General features: G+C 46.6%; 26 protein-coding genes and 2 pseudogenes. 11 read left to right on the forward strand and 17 right to left on the reverse strand.

Annotation, left to right across the window (positions count from 1 at the left end; genetic code table 11):
* Position 1: 1 nt before the first annotated feature.
* The 11 genes from RS881_RS53505 to RS881_RS53555 form a co-directional block, all read right to left on the reverse strand.
* A complete protein-coding gene (locus RS881_RS53505; protein ID WP_315818281.1) occupies positions 2-370 on the reverse strand; it encodes a diacylglycerol kinase family protein in 369 nt (122 codons plus the stop codon).
* 9 nt (positions 371-379) lie between these two features.
* Positions 380-619 carry a hypothetical protein gene (locus RS881_RS53510; RefSeq protein WP_315818282.1) on the reverse strand — a complete coding sequence of 80 codons (240 nt, stop codon included), beginning with the start codon at positions 617-619 and terminating at the stop codon, positions 380-382.
* 340 nt (positions 620-959) lie between these two features.
* On the reverse strand, positions 960-2,381 hold the full coding sequence (locus tag RS881_RS53515; RefSeq protein ID WP_315818283.1) for a DUF4153 domain-containing protein: 1,422 nt from the start codon (positions 2,379-2,381) through the stop codon (positions 960-962).
* A gap of 110 nt (positions 2,382-2,491) precedes the next feature.
* Positions 2,492-2,638, reverse strand: a complete 147-nt coding sequence (locus RS881_RS53520; RefSeq protein ID WP_315818284.1) for a hypothetical protein — start codon at positions 2,636-2,638, stop codon at positions 2,492-2,494.
* Complete coding sequence (locus RS881_RS53525) at positions 2,625-2,969, reverse strand: hypothetical protein (RefSeq protein ID WP_315818285.1); 345 nt, start codon at positions 2,967-2,969, stop codon at positions 2,625-2,627. The genes RS881_RS53520 and RS881_RS53525 overlap by 14 nt, the downstream gene beginning before the upstream one ends.
* Positions 2,970-3,161: 192 nt before the next feature.
* Positions 3,162-3,305 carry a hypothetical protein gene (locus tag RS881_RS53530; protein ID WP_315818286.1) on the reverse strand — a complete coding sequence of 48 codons (144 nt, stop codon included), beginning with the start codon at positions 3,303-3,305 and terminating at the stop codon, positions 3,162-3,164.
* Between the two features lie 58 nt (positions 3,306-3,363).
* Positions 3,364-3,912, reverse strand: a complete 549-nt coding sequence (locus tag RS881_RS53535; RefSeq protein WP_315818287.1) for a B12-binding domain-containing radical SAM protein — start codon at positions 3,910-3,912, stop codon at positions 3,364-3,366.
* Entirely contained in the window at positions 3,902-4,348 is a 447-nt protein-coding gene (locus tag RS881_RS53540) for a hypothetical protein (protein WP_315818288.1), read from the reverse strand. The genes RS881_RS53535 and RS881_RS53540 overlap by 11 nt, the downstream gene beginning before the upstream one ends.
* Before the next feature lie 105 nt (positions 4,349-4,453).
* Positions 4,454-4,753, reverse strand: a complete 300-nt coding sequence (locus RS881_RS53545; RefSeq protein ID WP_315818289.1) for a winged helix-turn-helix domain-containing protein — start codon at positions 4,751-4,753, stop codon at positions 4,454-4,456.
* A 104-nt stretch (positions 4,754-4,857) separates the two neighbouring features.
* Positions 4,858-5,175 carry a hypothetical protein gene (locus tag RS881_RS53550; protein WP_315818290.1) on the reverse strand — a complete coding sequence of 106 codons (318 nt, stop codon included), beginning with the start codon at positions 5,173-5,175 and terminating at the stop codon, positions 4,858-4,860.
* A gap of 146 nt (positions 5,176-5,321) precedes the next feature.
* A complete protein-coding gene (locus RS881_RS53555; protein WP_315818291.1) occupies positions 5,322-5,483 on the reverse strand; it encodes a hypothetical protein in 162 nt (53 codons plus the stop codon).
* Positions 5,484-5,623: 140 nt separating this feature from the next.
* Between RS881_RS53555 and RS881_RS53560 the strand changes: the two genes are divergently transcribed.
* From RS881_RS53560 to RS881_RS53575, 4 genes are read left to right on the forward strand one after another with little or no spacing between them, the layout of a single operon-like run.
* Positions 5,624-5,995: a carboxypeptidase-like regulatory domain-containing protein gene (locus tag RS881_RS53560; protein WP_315818292.1), complete on the forward strand. Its 372-nt coding sequence runs from the start codon at positions 5,624-5,626 to the stop codon at positions 5,993-5,995.
* 13 nt (positions 5,996-6,008) lie between these two features.
* Positions 6,009-6,983, forward strand: a complete 975-nt coding sequence (locus RS881_RS53565) for a DUF5686 family protein (RefSeq protein WP_315818293.1) — start codon at positions 6,009-6,011, stop codon at positions 6,981-6,983.
* A complete protein-coding gene (locus RS881_RS53570; RefSeq protein WP_315818294.1) occupies positions 6,926-7,582 on the forward strand; it encodes a hypothetical protein in 657 nt (218 codons plus the stop codon). Before RS881_RS53565 ends, RS881_RS53570 begins: the two co-directional genes overlap by 58 nt.
* The gene (locus RS881_RS53575) at positions 7,495-8,094 is read left to right on the forward strand and encodes a DUF5686 family C-terminal domain-containing protein (protein WP_315824916.1); all 600 of its coding nucleotides are present in this window, start codon (positions 7,495-7,497) and stop codon (positions 8,092-8,094) included. The genes RS881_RS53570 and RS881_RS53575 overlap by 88 nt, the downstream gene beginning before the upstream one ends.
* A 186-nt stretch (positions 8,095-8,280) precedes the next feature.
* Here the strand turns inward: RS881_RS53575 and RS881_RS53580 are convergent, their stop codons facing one another.
* Genes RS881_RS53580 through RS881_RS53600 form a run of 5 tightly spaced genes read right to left on the reverse strand, consistent with a single transcriptional unit; the run spans position 8,281 to position 11,800 of the window.
* Entirely contained in the window at positions 8,281-8,982 is a 702-nt protein-coding gene (locus RS881_RS53580; protein ID WP_315818295.1) for an amidohydrolase family protein, read from the reverse strand.
* Positions 8,979-9,326: a hypothetical protein gene (locus RS881_RS53585; protein ID WP_315818296.1), complete on the reverse strand. Its 348-nt coding sequence runs from the start codon at positions 9,324-9,326 to the stop codon at positions 8,979-8,981. The genes RS881_RS53580 and RS881_RS53585 overlap by 4 nt, the downstream gene beginning before the upstream one ends.
* Entirely contained in the window at positions 9,269-10,609 is a 1,341-nt protein-coding gene (locus RS881_RS53590; protein WP_315818297.1) for a hypothetical protein, read from the reverse strand. The genes RS881_RS53585 and RS881_RS53590 overlap by 58 nt, the downstream gene beginning before the upstream one ends.
* An 11-nt stretch (positions 10,610-10,620) precedes the next feature.
* On the reverse strand, positions 10,621-11,379 hold the full coding sequence (locus RS881_RS53595) for a TolB family protein (RefSeq protein WP_315818298.1): 759 nt from the start codon (positions 11,377-11,379) through the stop codon (positions 10,621-10,623).
* On the reverse strand, positions 11,327-11,800 hold the full coding sequence (locus tag RS881_RS53600; protein ID WP_315818299.1) for a hypothetical protein: 474 nt from the start codon (positions 11,798-11,800) through the stop codon (positions 11,327-11,329). The genes RS881_RS53595 and RS881_RS53600 overlap by 53 nt, the downstream gene beginning before the upstream one ends.
* 176 nt (positions 11,801-11,976) lie before the next feature.
* On the opposite strand from RS881_RS53600, the pseudogene glpK reads away from it, so the two are divergent.
* The 5 genes and pseudogenes from glpK to RS881_RS53625 all read left to right on the forward strand — a co-directional run bounded on the left by glpK (position 11,977) and on the right by RS881_RS53625 (position 16,511).
* Positions 11,977-13,474: pseudogene (glpK, locus tag RS881_RS53605) on the forward strand (glycerol kinase GlpK).
* 45 nt (positions 13,475-13,519) lie between these two features.
* On the forward strand, positions 13,520-14,605 hold the full coding sequence (locus RS881_RS53610) for a glycerol-3-phosphate dehydrogenase/oxidase (protein WP_315818300.1): 1,086 nt from the start codon (positions 13,520-13,522) through the stop codon (positions 14,603-14,605).
* 5 nt (positions 14,606-14,610) lie between these two features.
* A complete protein-coding gene (locus RS881_RS53615) occupies positions 14,611-15,081 on the forward strand; it encodes a glycerol-3-phosphate dehydrogenase C-terminal domain-containing protein (RefSeq protein ID WP_315818301.1) in 471 nt (156 codons plus the stop codon).
* A gap of 118 nt (positions 15,082-15,199) precedes the next feature.
* The gene (locus RS881_RS53620; RefSeq protein ID WP_315818302.1) at positions 15,200-15,823 is read left to right on the forward strand and encodes an MIP/aquaporin family protein; all 624 of its coding nucleotides are present in this window, start codon (positions 15,200-15,202) and stop codon (positions 15,821-15,823) included.
* Between the two features lie 169 nt (positions 15,824-15,992).
* A complete protein-coding gene (locus RS881_RS53625; RefSeq protein ID WP_315818303.1) occupies positions 15,993-16,511 on the forward strand; it encodes a RidA family protein in 519 nt (172 codons plus the stop codon).
* Positions 16,512-16,572: 61 nt separating this feature from the next.
* Here RS881_RS53625 and RS881_RS53635 read toward each other — a convergent pair.
* A pseudogene (locus RS881_RS53635) lies at positions 16,573-17,747 on the reverse strand (aspartate aminotransferase family protein).
* A gap of 172 nt (positions 17,748-17,919) precedes the next feature.
* On the opposite strand from RS881_RS53635, the gene RS881_RS53640 reads away from it, so the two are divergent.
* Both RS881_RS53640 and RS881_RS53645 read left to right on the forward strand, forming a co-directional pair.
* A complete protein-coding gene (locus RS881_RS53640; RefSeq protein WP_315818306.1) occupies positions 17,920-18,216 on the forward strand; it encodes a gamma carbonic anhydrase family protein in 297 nt (98 codons plus the stop codon).
* Positions 18,180-18,347 carry a hypothetical protein gene (locus tag RS881_RS53645; RefSeq protein ID WP_315824917.1) on the forward strand — a complete coding sequence of 56 codons (168 nt, stop codon included), beginning with the start codon at positions 18,180-18,182 and terminating at the stop codon, positions 18,345-18,347. Before RS881_RS53640 ends, RS881_RS53645 begins: the two co-directional genes overlap by 37 nt.
* Positions 18,348-18,373 lie beyond the last annotated feature (26 nt).

The following is an 18,373-nucleotide window of genomic DNA, read 5'->3' on the forward strand; positions in this document are numbered from 1 at the left end:
GTCATAAAAATTTAGGAATGAAAATGATTGCACCCGTTATCAGGGCTGTAAGCGCCGCTACCAATACAGCGCCCGCGGCGAGGTCTTTAATAAATTTAATGTCCGGGTGTTTGCCCCTACTTATAAAATCCATCATACGTTCAATACAGGTATTGAACATTTCAGCTACCCACACAAAACCAATGACCAAAACCAGGGCCAGCAATTCAGTTTTGGTAATGCCTGTTATCCATGCCAATACCATCACTCCTATCGTGGCTATCAAATGCAGCCAGGCATTGTGTTCACGTTGCAGGAAGGTGATGATGCCTTGCCAGGCATATTGGAAGCTTCTCGCCCTGGCGCGTAGGGAAAATCGTGCTGGTTTCATAATACCCAATTATGTAGGTTTTGAAATCGAAATACTGTCTTGTTCCTGATCAAATGCCCTTCGGTTGAAATAGAGCGTCAGGATCAATGCAGCAATTGTTGTTCCAGTAAGCAGCGCCATAGACGGTTCATTGAGAGTGAATTGACCAGTTACTATATAGACCGCACTTGCATAAAATAAAGCCACCAGCCCGCCCATAATGCAAACCAACCAGCATATCCTGCCTGCTGCCGAATAAGGCAGCTTCATAATCAGCCCGGTCAATACCCATAACACCCCCAAAAGGGCAAGCCAATAATATAACCTATAAAAAGTACCACCAATCCTCCCATCGCCATCAAGATATCCCCGTCAACAATTCAACTACCCCAAAAAAAAGAAAGCATTCAGAAAAACCGTGATGGCCCATACTTTAAAACTGGTCGCAGCAGGTGACATAGGAATGCGTATTTATGGGTGATGAATAGCCGTTCTCCTGAAATAGCTGGCAGTAGAAGCATCCGCATAATTCCAGGAAAGCCAGCTTAGCTGCGCTTGTTCCTGCATGAACCGGGTTTTGCGGGCTTGCAGTTGTGCTACAAAACAGGTATCACAGTACCCCTCCTGCCGCCCGGCCAGGAATCAGACCTATCCTTTTGTATGTCAGCCTGCCTTTTTTAAAGGCATCGATGTTGGCTTCGAGTAAAGGCAGGGTTTTATCCGACAGCGAGAGCAGGAACTCAGCATCCAGCGGTACACCGTCTTTCCGTTGCAGGTTATAGCTGGCAATGAATTCATCCCAATGGATCGTAGAAGCCAATACCAGTAGCACAATAGCAGCCCAGGCGTTGACCCGAAATAGGAAATAAGAGGTTCTGCGTTGCCATATTTTAATAAATACAGTAAGTAGACCAATCAGCACCATCAGCAGAAAGAACAATACACCAATGCGTTTGTAGGCAAGGCCATACCTGACAATATAGTAATAGTCGCGCAGCAATACCGAGATCACCAGTATACAGTTTTGTATGATCCAGCCATAAGCACCCAATTTGAGCCATTTATTACGACGGTAGAAGTTGAGGTTGCCCTTGAAGAAGAACAGCAATACCAGCATAGCCAGTACGATAGACACAATTAACAATTCCGTTCCATCATGCACCATTTTATAGAGAAATACATCCCCCATATAATCAAAATCGAACCAGAGATAACTAACGTCGATGCAATTGATCACCAGTAGCAATACATTCAATAAAAGCAGGCTGATGATACCCGTAGTATTTTCATTCTTCAATGCCATCATGCCCCTGGCAAAACGGCCCATCACCGTATCAATGAGTTGGAACGAGAATTTGTATTTCCGTTGTTTCCACGATATACGGGTACGCTGCAGGTCATCTTGCCGCGTACTTTCTTTTTGAGAGAAATAGTTCAGGCTGCTGCGCATCAGCAGGCAACCAGTAACATACACCCCAAACAGGAGGAATAATAAACGTTGGGGAGAGAATACACCAAACACCGCATCCAGGAATCGATTGACATAGACTTCAAAGCGGAAGGCCAGTTCCTGGAAAACACTGTTGGCCCCCAGATAGATAAGGAAAAACAGCCCTACCAGCAGCAAAGGGAAAATAGCAAAACGGATGATCTTTGCAAGCCACCTGCGCTTTCTTTTAGGCGTTTTGCTACGTTTTAATTGTTCGCCAAAAGTAGCAATGCAGAAAACGATGTTAAGCACTACCGAGCCCCCGGCAAACCATGCCGACCGGTGTACATACTCCGCAAAGCCAACGATCAGCAGTAGCGTCGTTGTAAATGCCAGCTTACTAAGCAGCGTATTGTGCCATATGATCATGGCCAGGCAGATGAGATGGCCGATAAGCAGCCACCTCACCACAGCGTTTTGCCTGGCATTGGCGTATAAGTAGAAAATGGCTGCCAGTATAAATGCATCAAACAACAAGGTGTTGATGCCCAGTTTTTCCTGCCAGAATACGAGGCTGAATAAGATGCCTCCGGCAATAACCAATAGACCCTCAGAGATTCTTTTTGCATAACAGTTGATTTTTTTAGACATAAGTTGGCCTGTCCGCTGGAAAATTGACCAGTCGGCAGTAGGTTGAATACTTGTTGTACGAATTACTTCACGAACAGCTGCCTGTTCCTATCAGGCAATAGCAGGAAAGGGCGCCAGGGGTCCTGCTTCTTTTTATTCACCTTTGACAAAATGCTTTCCAGTAAAGGAAGCATTTGGTTCAGTCCTTTGTTTTGATCATAAAATTCCATAGCGGTTCAAATTTTTCCAGCCACCCGCATAAGCAAAATGTTTGATCATATGGTGCAAATTGTCATGTTGCCAACTGGCCTTAGTGATATTGCTCCAGGAATAAAAAGAGCGGTAGGCCCAATCATAGCCCGCTTTCAACTCATTGGCCGATAAGCCGGTTGTTTTGTACACTACCTGCCTGGTATCATAGAGGTCCCAATTGTAATGCAGTATCCGGCCGGCTGCTTCCATATCCTTAAATAGCCGCGTGCCGGGATAAGGTGTCAGCACATGAAAGGTGGCCGTGGTAAGCCCATTAGTTACCGCCCAATCGACAGTATGTTTAAACACATCCTTTTATCATCATCCAGCCCAAATACAAAACTGCCATTGATCATAATACCCAGACTATGCAGGCGGCGGATAGCTTTTTCGTAATCCTTGCCCAGGTTCTGCTTTTGTTACTTTGCGCAAGGTTCGCTTCACTCAGCGTTTCAAAACCTACAAATACACTGCGCAGACCTGCTTTGGCTGCTTGCTCGATCAGGTCCCCCGCAGGATCGCATCAATAGTAGAAGCCCCTTGAAATACCCGGTTCATACCCCGCATACCGGCAAACAAGGCGCCGGCAAATTTCTGATTACCCAATAAATGATCATCCAGGAAATACAGGTGACGGCCAGGCAAGCGTTCAATTTCGGCCAGGGCCGCATCGACACGCTGAGTATAGAAAGATTTACCGCCTTCAAAAAAGCATCCTTATAACAGAAGTCACAATGATGGGGACACCCCTTGATACAACGATGGAGTTGGGCACCAGGTATAGGTTACGTTTGATAAGATCGCGCCGGATAGCGGGTATCGTTTCAATATTGCGTATGCCATTGGTATACACTTTACCGGCATTGCCCGCTTTGAAGTCTTTCAGGAACTGCGGAAAAGTATCTTCACCGGGTCCTATGAAAATACTATCCCCATGAGGTTTGGCTTCTTCCGGCAACGAACTTACATGTAAACCACCCAGGCACACATAGATGCCTTTGTTGCGATAATGATCAGCTATTTTATAGGCCCTGAAAGCATTCGTAATGTATACTTGTATCACCACCAGGTTGGGTTCATCGTCCAGGTCAAGCGTTTCCACATGCTCATCCTGTAAGGTTATTTCATCATCGGGTTCACAGTAAGCTGCCAGGGTAGCCAATCCCAGCGGAGGAAACAAAGAATATTTGATGGGCCTCCAATAAGGGCTCTTGGCTTCAGTAAGCGCCGGTAAGATCATTTTAATTTTCATGGCTTAATACTTCAAATGGTTCTGAATAGTCAGTCACTCGAATAATAGACTGTTGTTGCGTAGAAGTGGCGGCAAGACCTGAAATGATGCCAAACAACAGGAAATAAATATTCTCCTCCTCAAAACTCTTGAAAAACTGCATGTACAAAAGCCAGGCTATGACCGCAAGAACTATAGCACTTGTTAAAACAAGTCGAAAAAGAACAATTCCCTTGAGCCGCTTTACAATACAACGGTTAATTAGAACGAATAATAATACAATGGCAGGAGAGGAAACGATCATCCCGAATAACATTCCATAAAATAAAAGCATTGGAATCATTCCCAAACCTAAACCGTAGCCCAAAAACAGGGTGCCCAATAAGGTGTTAAACAATACGGCTAATATCCAGATCCTGCAGGCGATGAAGAAGGGTTGATAACGATTATTTCTCATATTGATAGATATTTATTAAGCTATGAATGTCATTTATGCTTCCTATCATTGTTCTATATTAAAAAGTACTTTGCAATACAAAGTGTAAGGGCAAAAAAATAGCCCCTACCTCACCCCCTTGATCATATTCTCCAGCGCTTCAATATGTTCCTTGAAGGCCTTCTCACCAGCCTTTGTAATTGAATAGGTTGTGTTGGTTTTACGACCTATAAACCCCTTGTGTACCTTGATAAATCCATTTTCCTCCAGGTTTACCAGGTGCGAAGCCAGGTTGCCATCAGTTACATCCATCATTTGCTTCAGGTCATTAAAACTCACCTCCTCATTCACCATCAGGATACTCATGACCCCCAGGCGTATGCGGCTGTCAAATATTTTATTAAGATTTTCAATTGGGTTCTTCATACATCACAATTAAGCTAGTGGTAAATAACCGGTGGTAGTGGTTTATAGCTGGTAGGCCCGGGTATAGTTGGCAATCCAATCACTCCCTACTTGCCACTCGCCGCTTATCTTTCGTACTTCCACCACATGACTGCGCCGTATACAATGTGCAATATGCCAAAGCCCGCCGCCCAAAAATACAACCCTTCATTAATTATCCAGAGATTAAGGATACCCAATATGATCTGTCCATAACCCAGGTAACGCACTTCTCCCAGGGTATATTTGGACGCAATGACGAGGGCCAGCCCATAGAATATCAGACAACCGGGCGCCACCAATTCATAATAGCCTAATTCTACTGCACGCCAGAGCATAATACCGCCAACAACCATGGGTAGTATCGTATTCCAGGCTAATCGCTGCACCGTGCGGTCCCACATAGGCACCCCATTCCGCCGGCTTCGTATATACGTAAAGAAAAAAGCAGATATAAAGGCAGCAACGAAGGTGATGATAGCAATCAGGACGAGGTCATCGAATAAGTTTGAGGTGCTGCCCCTCCTGCTGTACTCATCACCGGAATAGGTTACAAAGCTGTCAATCCTCCTATGCGCTGCCCACGCCCCAGCAGGGCGCAAATACCCGCACTGATCCCACTCCACCCGCTTAAAGAGATAAAGCGGGAGGAACGCTCCATCATGCGTTTAATGTCCTGCAGCGTTTCTAATGGTTGGTGTTGGCTATCCATATAAAGCACTTTGTAATACAAAGTAGGTGAAAATTTTTCATATTTGCAAACTTTTGTCGTTATATACCTGATTTTTGATCTTTTTAACATTAGTCAATAGGGGTCTTAATCGTATTTTTGGTCATTAGTTCAAATCGCGCGTGAAGAAATTTTTACAGAGTATAGCCTGGCTTTGTTGCTGTTTATTCCTGTTTCAAGCCACCCAAGGACAAACCAAGATCCTGCGAGGCATCATCAAAGATGTCCACAGTGATGAACGTATCCCCTTTGCCTCCATGCAATTCCAGCTGGCCGGTACCGGCAAACTGAGTGATTCGGCCGGATCTTTCCGCTTCCATTTTGATCAATGGCCTACAGATACCATCAAGATAACCTATGTAGGGTACCAGGATTTCTTCCTGGCCATCGACTCCAACCTGATCAAAAGAGCCAAAAACAATATTGTTGATATCAGTATCCTCCTGGAAAGAGGAAAATTCACCTCAGAGGTAGTAGTACGCCAAAAAAATTGACCGTGGCCTCCTGATGTGGAAACGCATTGTAAAGCGTAAACCCAAGAATGACCGTTACCGGTTCGATAACTTCTCCTACGAATTGTACAACAAACTCGAACTGGATATCAAAAATATCAAAAAGGAAAAATGGCAAAACCTTCCTTTTATCAAGAAATTCAATTTCGTACTCAATAATATCGACACCACCGAAGAAGGGAATACCTTTTTGCCCGTGTACCTTACAGAAGCCATTTCCGATTATTATTACCAGAAATCGCCCCGCAAACGCCGCGAAGTATTCCAGGGCACCAAAACCATGGGCGTCAATAATGAAAGCGTATCCCGCTTCCTGGGAGGTATGGATCAAAACATTAACTTCTACAGCAATTTCATTCCCGTATTTGATAAATTGTTCGTTAGCCCCATCAGCGATAATGGCGATAATTATTACCGCTATAAGGTGCTCGACACACAAATGGTCAACGGCCGCCGGCTCATCCACATGTCATTTACCCCTAAAAGACAGGGAGAAAATACATTTGAAGGCGACTGCTGGGCCCATGATACCACCTGGGCTATCCAGAAAATGAACTTGCGCTTGTCGAAGGATGCCAATATCAACTTTGTAGACCGCCTAAGCCTGATACAGGAATTTAGCTTACTCAATGATAGTACCTGGTTCCTTACCCGTGATAAGTTTGTCGTCGATATGTCACTCACAGGCGAAAAAACATTGTCGGCTATTGGCCGGAAAACGACCACCTACAAAAATATTGTGGTTAACGACCCTTCCGTTATAACAGAGTTAAGCAAGAACAAGCTGATCGAGGAAACCATCCTATCACCCGAAGCCCAGCAGGCTTCAGATTCATTTTGGGTCGAATCACGCCATGAGGAACTTACCAAATCCGAAAAGCGATCTACCAAACCATCGATACCCTGCTCAAAATGCCTGCCTTTAAAAGGGCTACCCGCACCATTAATTTCCTGGCTACAGGATATTTGAACATTGGCAACTATGAAATTGGTCCCTGGTTCAACTGGGCCACAGCCAACCAGCAGGAAGGATTTAGAACACGTTTTGACCTGGCAACCAACAAGTATTTCAGTAAGAAATTCCTGTTCCATGGTTACCTCGCCTATGGTTTTAAAGACCAGGAATTCAAATACCAGTTCGATGCCATGTACCTGCTCAACAAAAATCCACGCACCTATATCACCATCTCCCATAAACATGATTTTGACCGTGGTCAGCAATACTACGATGAGATCAGCCAGGATAATATCTTCGCCCTGGCCATTCGCAAAAATGGCGTGCCCATAAAATTCCTGATGGCCGATGAAACCAAGATCGACCTGTTTGGCTCTATCAAATCAGGATTCTCAGTTACCCTCAGCGGCGCTCATAAAAACTATGATCCCGTACGGAACATACCCTACAAAAGATCTTTGTTGATAATAAAGGTGATTCATCCATCCGCACCACAGAAGCTTCTATCCGCATCCGGTATGCCTACCTGGAGAAATTCCTCGAAAGCACATTCAACCGGTACAGCCTGGGTAGTGATTATCCCATTGCCGAAATACGCTATACCAGGGGCTTAAATGGTGTAATCAATGGCAAATACGATTACCACAAACTAAACGCCAGTATATCCGATTATTCCAAAATACCGCCCTTTGGCACACTGTATTATAATGTATTTGCTGGCCGCACCTGGGGCAAAATACCTTATATGTTACTGGATGTAGCACCCGGTAATGAGATCTACTACTACAATAAATACGCCTTCAACCTCATGAACCGGTTTGAGTACCTGCACGATCGTTATGCAGGCCTCAACATAGAACATAACTTTGGTAATGGCCTGTTCCGCTTTATTCCCCTTACCAGGAAATTAAAGTTCCGCCAATTCTGGACCGTCAAAGCATTAGTTGGTAGCCTAAGTGATGAGAACAGGGATTACAATATGCCCGCAGGTTCGGATTATAAATTTGAATCACTCAATGGTAAGACCTATGTTGAAGTTGGAACTGGCGTAGACAATATATTCAAATTATTCAGGGTAGATTTTATCTGGCGCCTCGCCCCCGCCCATTACCTGTTGAACAAGTGAAGAAATTTGGCGTGTTCTTTAGCTTCAGGTTGGCGTTCTAAGCAAGAATCAGCAATCTTTTTGCTTTGCGTATTATAGAGATAGGAAAACACGAAAAGGCCTCCCGTATATCGGGAGGCCTTTTTGTTTGGGGCCGTATTTCACGGACCTGGCAGGATAAATGCTTTGCTTCTACGTGAGGTTCGTCTACTCTTTAATTCCTGTTGTATTGACCGGTTTTTCAAATGTCCATTCACTGCGTTCCAACTTGCGTGGCGTGGGATACACCTCATCCATGGTACTGCCATTGTATAATCGGCCATTTTTCATGACCATATTGATGGTATTGGTGTTACGGATATTATCCAGCGGATTTTTATCCATAATGATCAGGTCGGCCAGTTTGCCGGCTTGTATACTACCAATATCACCGTCCAGGCCCAGCGCCTGTGCTCCTAGAATGGTAGCCGTTTTCAAAGCATCGTGCGTGCTCATGCCACCACTTTGCATGGACCACAATTCCCAATGGTATCCCAACCCCTGTAACTGACCATGACTGCCAATACCAGCCAGCGCACCACTTTCAACCATCGACTTCATCGATTTGGCATGTTTTACAAATACATGCTCTTCCGGCATGAACCAACCTGCACGGCGGCGGGTTTTGGGCGCCAGCTCATCATAGGGCGTAAAGGCCTGCAGCTTTTTATCGTTGTATGGCATCTCCGTTTCATAGTAGTAATTCTCTGCCCAGGGTCCGCCATAAGCCACCAGCAAAGTGGGCGTTACTGCCATCTTTGACTCGGCAATGGATTTGTATACATCCTTGAACAAAGGATATACAGGAATGCTGTGCTCATGACCGGGATAGCCATCCAGCAGGTTCGTCATATTAAGCTTATAGTTCAATCCCCCTCTGTCGTAGGCATCAATCCCTGCGTTTTGGCAGCCTTAATGATCCACTGCCTTACCTGGCGGGGTCCCGTCAAATACATTTTAATATACTTGGTATTGTAATACTTACTGTATTGCTGGAGAATATTACTCGCATGTGCCGAGTCGCGCACATTGTACATCCAGAAGCCTACACCAGGACCTGTAGAATATACACGGGGGCCAACCATTTTACCGGCATCCACCATATCACTGTAGGTAAGTACATCCGTGGTAGCCGTTTGTGGATCGCGGGTAGCCGTCACGCCATAGGCCAGGTTGGCTGCATAGATCCAAACCTGGTTTTTCTGGATCCCCACATGGGCCACATGTGAGAATGCGTATCAATAAAACCAGGCACAATCGTTTTGCCCGCTACATCAATCACTTTCGTATTGGCAGGCACTTGTAAAGTACCACTGGCGCCTACCGCTTTAATGCGGTTATTCACCACCAGGATATCACCATTTTCAATCACTTCATTCCCGTTCATTGTAACAATACGGGCGCCTTTCAATAAAACAGCCGTTTTGGGCATGTCTTTTTCAAAGTAGATCTTAATAGCAAATTCCTCTGGCTTGTATTTAAACTCTTCTTTTTTCTCTACTGTTGCTTTCTTAGCCAGCGTATCGATCAGCTTCTTGGTAGAATCAGTTTGCGGCTTCACTACAACAGTAATGGCCTTGGCTAGTGAGTCTTCTTTTCTTTTGGCTTCAGCTTTCTTAGCCAGCTTTACACTGTCTTCCTGTGCTATTGCTTTATCCACATCATATACAAAGTGGGCATTACCCAATGACCAATGCACTTTTTTGCCATCGGCTTCCCAGGAGGCAAACTCGCCTCCCAATTCTGTCAACTTACGGGCAGGAAAAGAAGCAGAACCGGCATCTGCTACATTGATGCTGGCAGCACGACCTGTTTTAGGAATGGTGATCACAAAAATATCGTTGTTCACCTGGGCAAGAGCTCTATCGCCAGTAGGCGACATATTGATCTGGGCTGCCGAAGAAGGTACCTGTACTTCCATCGCCTGGGCTACTTTTTCCGTAAGCAGGCAAAAGTCGGAAGAATTCAATTCATGCAGGTGTTCAGCATCTTTGAAATTGCTGATACCATAGGTAGTAACACCCGTTACAGTGGCATGCACTTTCTCATCACTGCCATCCCAACGGATGGAGATCAGACTACCGCCCCGGTTCAGGTAAATACGACTGCTGTCGCTCTTTACAAAGTGAGGGTTGCCGCGGAAATTCGCCCGGCTGATCAGGGTGATATCACCACCGTTCACACTCATCCAGCACAGGTCATTTTCCGTTCCATCGGCACCGGGCCCAATAGCTTCCTTAAACCGTTGCAACTTACCGCGGGTGAAAACGATGCGGTCATTCTTCCTATTGAAAACAGCGGAGGAATAAAACCCTGGCTCTTTGGTCAGCTTTTGTACAGTTGTTTTACCAGCCACATTTACTTTATAAAGATTACCACCCTCGGGTGTCCAGGTAGTGAACACAAGCGTGTTACCATCGGGCGACCAGGAAGGTTCCGCTTCAGTAAACTCATGAGTGGTGAGCCTTTTAGGCGTACCGTTGGGATAGTCCATCACGTATAAGCGGTTCAGTACCGTGAAAGCCAGTTTCTTCCCGTCGGGAGAAGGTACGGCATCACGTATCTGGGTAGCCAGTGCATGAGAAGTATCTGATACCGGGTATTTGAATTCAGGCGGGGCCCCAGTTCCAGTTCCATATCAGCCGTAAAAGGTATTTCAGTAGGTTTACCCCCATCCACCGGTATGCGGTAGATCTTTCCACCATAGGAAGCCACCACCGCTTTACTATCGGGGGTAAATGACATGCCGGGTAATACACCCATCGTAGCCATCGACTCTTGCTCATCACGTTGTATCGGGTAGGCCAACCACCTTTCATCACCAGTAGCTATATCACGGATCACCAGCCCCGTCTTGTCTTCAAACCTCGATCCATATACGAGCCATTTGCCATCTTTAGACAATACCGGGGTAAAAGACGATCCATACCTGGAAGTGATGGTAGATGTGCGTGCATTGTCGCGGTCATATACACTCACCTGGTATTGAGGCAGGGCCGCATTGTAGTTCCAGGCCCCATTGCGCGAGGAGAAATAAACATACCTTCCATCAGCGCTTACCGCAGGATCAATTGTTTTAAATCCGGGCGCTTCTATCAGCTGTACCCCGCTACCAGCATCTTTGTGCAACATCCAGAGTTTAATATCCAGCCGGCCGCGGGCAGCGATCACATAATTGCCATCGGGCGTCCAGGTAGCGTTGGGGAAATTCTGGTCACGGTCTTTCGTGAGCTGTACCGTATCCTTTTTTCGGAATCGATGTACCATAAATTTTCCGACCCACTTCTGTCCGATGTAAAGAGTAGCTTTTACCATCAGGGCTATAGCGGGGGTGCGTATCAAAAGCCAGGCCCTTTGTAACCGGTGTAGCCTTACCACCTGCAATGGGAACAGTGTAAATATCGCCCATGAGGTCGAACGCAATCGATTGTCCATCGGGACTAACATCCACGCTCATCCAGGTACCTTCATTGGTAGCAAAGGCGATCTTTCGCTCCGGTTTTAGGGGAAGACTCTTATATTCAGTATATTTTACAGTGTCTTTGCGGGTTGTATCCGAAAGCGTTTCCCGTTTCCACGTTGTATTAGCAGCGTTATTGCCCGTGGCTGCCCATACGACGCCAGCAAGCAATACCGCAGGCACTGCCAGGATACCACGGTTGCGGTTTTTTGATAGGGAGAAACTCATACTTAGTAGTTTTTTGATGTTAGGTGCAGAAAATTACAACAGTAAGCCCAATAAGCTTTTCAATAAGCCATAATTATTATGAATGGTTATAGTATGTCCGGAATTTTAAAATTCCCCATTCCCAAATCCATCATAACAAACATTTATTTTCTTACCTTTTGCTTTAAATCGATTGCATGTCCTCTAAGTATATCCTTGCCCTTGATCAGGGCACTACCAGTTCCCGGGCAATTCTATTCGATCATGCCGGCAGCATTATTACCGTAGCCCAGAAAGAATTTAAACAATGGTATCCCAAACCCGGTTGGGTGGAACATGACCCCGAAGAAATTTGGTCATCCCAGTTTAGCGTAATGGCGGAAGTATTGGCTAAAAAAGCATTACCACCGACCAGGTAGCAGGTATTGGCATTACCAATCAGCGCGAAACAACCATTGTATGGGACAAAGAAACAGGTAAACCCATTCACCATGCCATTGTGTGGCAAGACCGCCGGACAGCCGAATACTGCGATCACCTGAAAGCCACAGGTCATGGATCCATGATACAGCAAAAACGGGGTTGATCATAGATGCCTATTTCTCGGCTACCAAGCTAAAATGGATACTGGATCAGGTACCAGGCGCCCGTGAAAAAGCAGCTCGTGGTCAGCTTGCCTTTGGTACCGTTGACAGCTGGTTGATCTGGAAGCTTACAGGTGGTAAGTTGCATATAACCGATGTCACCAATGCTTCGCGCACCATGTTGCTCAACATCCATACCTGCCAGTGGGATGCAGAATTACTCAAACTGTTTGATATCCCTGCCAGTGTACTACCCGAAGTAAAACCTTCCAGTAAGATCTATGGAGTAACCGAAACAGTGGTCAAACATGCCAATATCCCCATTGCCGGTATTGCAGGCGATCAGCAGGCCGCCCTCTTTGGGCAAATGTGTACTCAACCCGGCATGGTCAAAAATACCTATGGTACCGGTTGCTTTATGTTGATGAATACAGGCAGTAAAGCCGTTGTATCGACCAACAATCTGTTAACCACCATCGCCTGGAAAATACACAACAAAACAGAATACGCCCTGGAAGGAAGCATTTTCATTGCAGGCGCTGTAGTACAATGGCTGCGCGATGGCTTGCACATCATCCGTTCTTCGGCCGATGTGGAAGCCCTGGCAGGCAGCGTACCAGATACCAATGGTGTTTATATGGTTCCGGCCTTTGCCGGACTGGGCGCTCCCCATTGGAATCAACATGCGCGGGGTGCTTTATACGGCCTTACACGCGGTACTACAGATGCGCATATTGCCCGGGCAGCACTGGAAAGTATCGCCTATCAAACCAATGATGTATTGAAAGCCATGGAATCCGATGCTGGCATACCCATTGCCGAATTGCGGGTGGATGGTGGAGCCACTATCAACAATGGCCTCATGCAATTCCAAAGCAATATGCTCCAGGTACCTGTATTACGTCCTAAAGTATATGAAACCACCGCACTCGGCGCTGCCTACCTCGCCGGATTGGCAGTAGGTTATTGGAACAGTGTAGAAGAATTGCAAAAACAATGGCAGGTGGATGCCCGGTTTACACCCAATTTGCCGCAGGAAGAGGTGAATCAATTATTAAAAGGCTGGCGCCGGGCAGTAAAAGCAAGTATTGCCTGGGCAGATGATAAATAGCTAGTTGCTGTTAGCCGTTAGTAACCAGCCTATAAACAGTATTGCATGAATCGTAAACAACAGATAGAACAACTTGAAGCCAGCTCCGCACCCTGGGATATTATCATTATTGGTGGAGGGGCCACCGGCCTGGGCGCCGCTGTAGATGCAGCCGCACGTGGATACCGAACCATTCTTTTTGAACAAGCAGACTTTGCCAAGGGAACTTCTTCCCGCTCTACCAAACTGGTGCATGGTGGTGTACGCTACCTGCAGCAGGGAAATATTAAACTGGTGATGGATGCTCTCAAAGAAAGAGGTATCCTGAAACAAAATGCCCCGCACCTGGTCAAAAACCAAAGTTTCATTGTACCCAATTATAAGTGGTGGGAAGGCCCCTATTATGGACTGGGCCTAAAGGTATATGACTGGATGAGTGGCAGCCTGGGTTTGGGAACTTCCGCCTGGTTATCGACCGAAGAAGTATTGGAACTGGCCCCAACCCTCGATACAGAAGGACTGCGGGGCGGCGTACTGTACCATGATGGACAGTTTGATGATGCCCGGCTGGCCATCAACCTGGCACAAACGGCCGTAGAACAAAAAGGTGTTGTTCTGAACTATTTCAAAGTAACTGGCCTCCTGAAAGCACAGGATAAAATGGCTGGCGTACAGGTGAAAGATGAGATCAGTGGAAAAACGTATGAGGTACAGGGTAAGGTCGTGATCAATGCCACAGGCGTTTTTTCGGATGGCATACAACAGATGGATGATCCACAAAAACCAACCAGCATTGCCCCCAGCCAGGGGATACACGTGGTGCTGGATAAAGAATTTTTACCGGGCGAAGCAGCCATTATGATCCCCCATACCGACGATGGCCGTGTGCTCTTTGCAGTGCCCTGGCACCAGAAAATAATTGTAGGTACTACCGATACATCGGTTGATCATATTTTGGATGAACCCATTGCCCAGGAAGATGAAATACAGTTCATCCTGGAACATGCAGCACGCTACCTCACCAAAGACCCAACACGTGCTGATGTGAAAAGTATTTTTGCTGGCCTGCGACCATTGGTTAAAAGCACAGCCAAAAAACGGCAGAGATATCCCGCGACCATTCCATTCTGGTTTCAGACAGTGGCCTGGTAAGTATATTGGGCGGCAAATGGACCACCTACCGTAAAATGGCTGCCGATGTGATCAATATCGCCGCTGTACAAGGGTCACTACCTTACAAAGAACCTGTAACAAAGGAACTGGCCATCCATGGCGCTATGCCTACATCTGATTATTCCACGTCCGATTATTATTATGGTACAGATAAAGCAGACATCGACAAGTTGGTAAGCGCCAACCCCGAGTTGGGCGCCCTGCTGCATCCCCACCTGCCCTATAATAAAGCCACCATCATTTGGGCCGTAGAGCAGGAAATGTGTATGACCATTGAAGATGCGTTGAGCCGTCGTACAAGGGCCCTACTCCTCGACGCCAAAGCTGCCATTGAAGCCGCACCGGCAGTAGCGCAATTAATGGCTGCCACCATGAAACAGGGACCCGACTGGATACAAAAAGAACTGGAAACATTTTATGCTATAGCCAGGCATTACTTACCCGAAAAGGGCTAGTGACTGTAGATTGTCAGCCTGCGGTTTAAGGGTGGGTCGCCCTCCATGCGCGGCTCACCCTGGTCTAAAGAAGCCTGGCAAAGTATAAATAAACCTTCAACCTTTTAAAGCCTTCCACATGAATGTATTTATTGGTGAATTTATTGGCACCATGCTCCTTATCCTCCTCGGAAATGGCGTAGTAGCCAATGTATTGTTGAATAAAACCAAGGGACAGAACAGCGGCCTTATTGTCATCGCTTTTGGATGGGCCATTGCCGTATTTGTAGGCGTATATGCTTCAACGAAATTGGGCGGCGGCGGCCACCTCAACCCTGCCGTAACCCTGGCCCTGGCCTACCTGGAGGAATTTGACAAAGCCAATATTCTTACTTATATCCTGGCACAACTGAGTGGCGCTATTGCCGGCGCCATCCTTAATTGGCTGGCCTATCGCCAGCATTTTCAACAAACCCAGGATGGTGATGCCAAGCTGGCTGTATTTTGTACAGGACCAGCTATTCGCAGCACCCCGAATAATATCATCACCGAGGTGATTGGAACTTTTGTGCTGATGTTGGGCGCCTTATTGTTCACTAAGCCGGCCAGCAACCTGGGTACATTAGAAGCCTTACCCGTAGCCTTGCTGGTATTGGGCATTGAGTGTCCTTGGGCGGCCCCACCGGCTATGCCATCAACCCCGCCCGCGACCTTGGTCCACGTATTGCCCATTTTATATTGCCTATTCCTCAAAACGCAATAGCGACTGGAATTATTCCTGGATACCAGTGGTCGGTCCCATTGTGGGCGCCCTGCTGGCAGCCATGGTATTCAAATATTTTCTATCTTGATCCAGGCATTGGCAAGGTGGCAGATGCTTCAGATCAGCCTTTCCAACCTACTCTTATTCTTAAACCCGTACAAACACATTTATGAAAAAGATCCTTTTCTTTTTTACGATCTCTATTATAGCAAACAGTATGCAGGCACAGGATATAGAACAAAAACTAAAGGAAAAGGGTATTGTACTCACTATCCCTTCTGCCCCCATTGCCAATTATGTCAATGCCGTACGGGTAGGTAATTTGCTGTTCCTATCGGGTAAGGGACCTACCAGAGCCGATGGCACTACAGTTACTGGAAAAGTGGGTGAAGATATTAGCATCGAAGAAGGCTACCAGGCAGCCCGGTTAACCTGTATCAATCATCTATCCGTATTGAAAGCCGAATTGGGCAACCTCAATAAAGTAAAACGTATTGTAAAAGTGTTGGGGCTCGTCAATTGTAAGAGCACCTTTGGCGATCAGCCCAAGGTGATCAATGGTTATTCCGACCTGATGGTAGAAGTATTTGGCGACAAAGGCAAACATGCCCGCTCGGCCATCGGCTCCAATGCCCTGCCAGGCAATATGAGCGTAGAAGTAGAGGTCGTTGTGGAAATAGAACCCTAGACAGGTTCACTCCCCACCATTAACCAGCTATTGGGCTTTCATTGAACCCACCCACAGCTGGCTATTCACAACTCTTCACAATCACCTTACAGGCTTGTTTAATTTCTTTGGGTGATATCGTAAGTGGTGGCACCAGGCGCAGACATTGAGGAGCAAAAAGGAACCAGTCAGTCAATACCCCATTCTTAATACAAACATCAATTACCCGTTTATTGGTCTCAAAGCTGTCGAACTCAATGGCCATCATCAGGCCATTGGAACGTATGGCTTTAATAGCAGGATGCTGCAAATATTTGAGAAACAGCGCTTCCTTCTTTTTACTTCCTGCACAAGAGTTTCTTTCAACAATACTTTCAGGGCGGCCAGTCCGGCGGCACAGCATACCGGGTGTCCGCCAAAAGTGGTAATATGTCCCAATACAGGATTATCCGCCAGGTGGGCCATGAGCGGTTGCCCGGCAATAAAGGCTCCCAGCGGCATCCCTCCACCCAGCGCCTTGCCCAGCAACAGCACATCCGGCGTAATGTTGAACTGTTCAAAGGCCCATAAGGTGCCCGTACGCCCAAAACCCGTTTGTATTTCATCCAGCACAAGCAAGGCGCCGGTTTCAGTACATTTCTTTCGCAGCGCCTTCATCCACACCGCGGAAGGTGTATATACTCCCCGTTCGGCCTGTACAGGCTCAGCAATCACACAGGCTGTTTGTGCTGTAATGCCCTCTATAGCCTCCAGGGAATTGTGTTCCAGGTGCCTTATACCGGGCAATAGAGGCCGGTAAGCCTGCCGCCAGTATTCATCCCCAATGATGCTGAGCGCCCCCTGGGTTGAGCCATGGTAACTTTGGTTAAAAGCAATGACCTCTGTGCGACCAGTAACCCGTTTGGCCAGCTTCATAGCACCTTCCACTGCCTCGGCCCCCGAGTTCGTAAAATAAACCGCATTTAACGAGCCCGGCAAATGGTCGGTAATCAGCTTGGCATACTGAACCTGCGGCGATTGGATCAGTTCACCATATACCAGCAAGTGCAGGTAATCATCCAGTTGCTTCTTAATAGCCTTCACCACCCTGGGATGACGATGGCCAACATTACACACACTGATGCCCGCAATCAGGTCAATATATTCCTGCCCGTTTGCATCCCACAAACGACTGCCTTCAGCTTTTACGACTTCGAGGGCCAGCGGCGCCGTAGAGGTTTGCGCCACATGACGGAAGAATAATTCCCGTTGATTCATGCCTCAAAGATACTGGTTGAAGTGAGAGTTCGAGGGCAGAAGGCTTCATGCCATAAAATGCCTTAACCATTGTGGCTTTGGACGGTGGATTGACAATGAAAGCCGAACTTAAGTTTAGTATATTTGTTTAGAAAGAAATCAACCGATTCTATAAGCCATAAACTTTAAAACTATGCCTGTCATATTACATGTAGATGGAACCTACCCCACTTTCGGAGACAACACATTTATAGCCCCCAATGCTACCATAGTAGGTGATGTAGTGATGGGCAACGATTGCAGTATTTGGTTCAATGCCGTCATTCGGGGTGATGTAAACAGTATTCGTATGGGCAATAAGGTGAATATCCAGGACGGTGCCGTTATTCATTGTACCTATAAAAAACAAAGACCATTATCGGTAATAATGTTTCTGTTGGCCACAATGCCATTATACATGGTTGTACCATTGAGGACAATGTGCTGGTAGGTATGGGCGCCATTATTATGGACAATGTAGAAGTAGGCAGCCTTAGTATTATTGCCGCCGGCGCCGTAGTATTGAAGGTACCAAAATCCCCGCCGGAAGTATCTATGCCGGGGTGCCCGCCAAGCGTGTAAAAATTATTGACCAATCTCAAATTGAA

The sequence above is a fragment of the Paraflavitalea speifideaquila genome (assembly GCF_032395985.1).
GTDB classification, from domain to species: Bacteria; Bacteroidota; Bacteroidia; order Chitinophagales; family Chitinophagaceae; genus Paraflavitalea; species Paraflavitalea speifideaquila.

Coding starts and splice junctions, on each gene's coding strand:
- RS881_RS53545 (WP_315818289.1), bottom strand. CDS start 4,753: ATGAAGAACCCAATTGAAAATCTTAATAAAATATTTGACAGCCGCATA.
- RS881_RS53505 (WP_315818281.1), bottom strand. CDS start 370: ATGAAACCAGCACGATTTTCCCTACGCGCCAGGGCGAGAAGCTTCCAA.
- RS881_RS53640 (WP_315818306.1), top strand. CDS start 17,920: ATGCCTGTCATATTACATGTAGATGGAACCTACCCCACTTTCGGAGAC.
- RS881_RS53595 (WP_315818298.1), bottom strand. CDS start 11,379: ATGGTACATCGATTCCGAAAAAAGGATACGGTACAGCTCACGAAAGAC.
- RS881_RS53565 (WP_315818293.1), top strand. CDS start 6,009: ATGTGGAAACGCATTGTAAAGCGTAAACCCAAGAATGACCGTTACCGG.
- RS881_RS53610 (WP_315818300.1), top strand. CDS start 13,520: ATGAATCGTAAACAACAGATAGAACAACTTGAAGCCAGCTCCGCACCC.
- RS881_RS53625 (WP_315818303.1), top strand. CDS start 15,993: ATGAAAAAGATCCTTTTCTTTTTTACGATCTCTATTATAGCAAACAGT.
- RS881_RS53555 (WP_315818291.1), bottom strand. CDS start 5,483: ATGGATAGCCAACACCAACCATTAGAAACGCTGCAGGACATTAAACGC.
- RS881_RS53520 (WP_315818284.1), bottom strand. CDS start 2,638: ATGGAATTTTATGATCAAAACAAAGGACTGAACCAAATGCTTCCTTTA.
- RS881_RS53540 (WP_315818288.1), bottom strand. CDS start 4,348: ATGAGAAATAATCGTTATCAACCCTTCTTCATCGCCTGCAGGATCTGG.
- RS881_RS53570 (WP_315818294.1), top strand. CDS start 6,926: ATGCCTGCCTTTAAAAGGGCTACCCGCACCATTAATTTCCTGGCTACA.
- RS881_RS53535 (WP_315818287.1), bottom strand. CDS start 3,912: ATGAAAATTAAAATGATCTTACCGGCGCTTACTGAAGCCAAGAGCCCT.
- RS881_RS53550 (WP_315818290.1), bottom strand. CDS start 5,175: ATGTGGGACCGCACGGTGCAGCGATTAGCCTGGAATACGATACTACCC.
- RS881_RS53620 (WP_315818302.1), top strand. CDS start 15,200: ATGAATGTATTTATTGGTGAATTTATTGGCACCATGCTCCTTATCCTC.
- RS881_RS53600 (WP_315818299.1), bottom strand. CDS start 11,800: ATGAGTTTCTCCCTATCAAAAAACCGCAACCGTGGTATCCTGGCAGTG.
- RS881_RS53510 (WP_315818282.1), bottom strand. CDS start 619: ATGAAGCTGCCTTATTCGGCAGCAGGCAGGATATGCTGGTTGGTTTGC.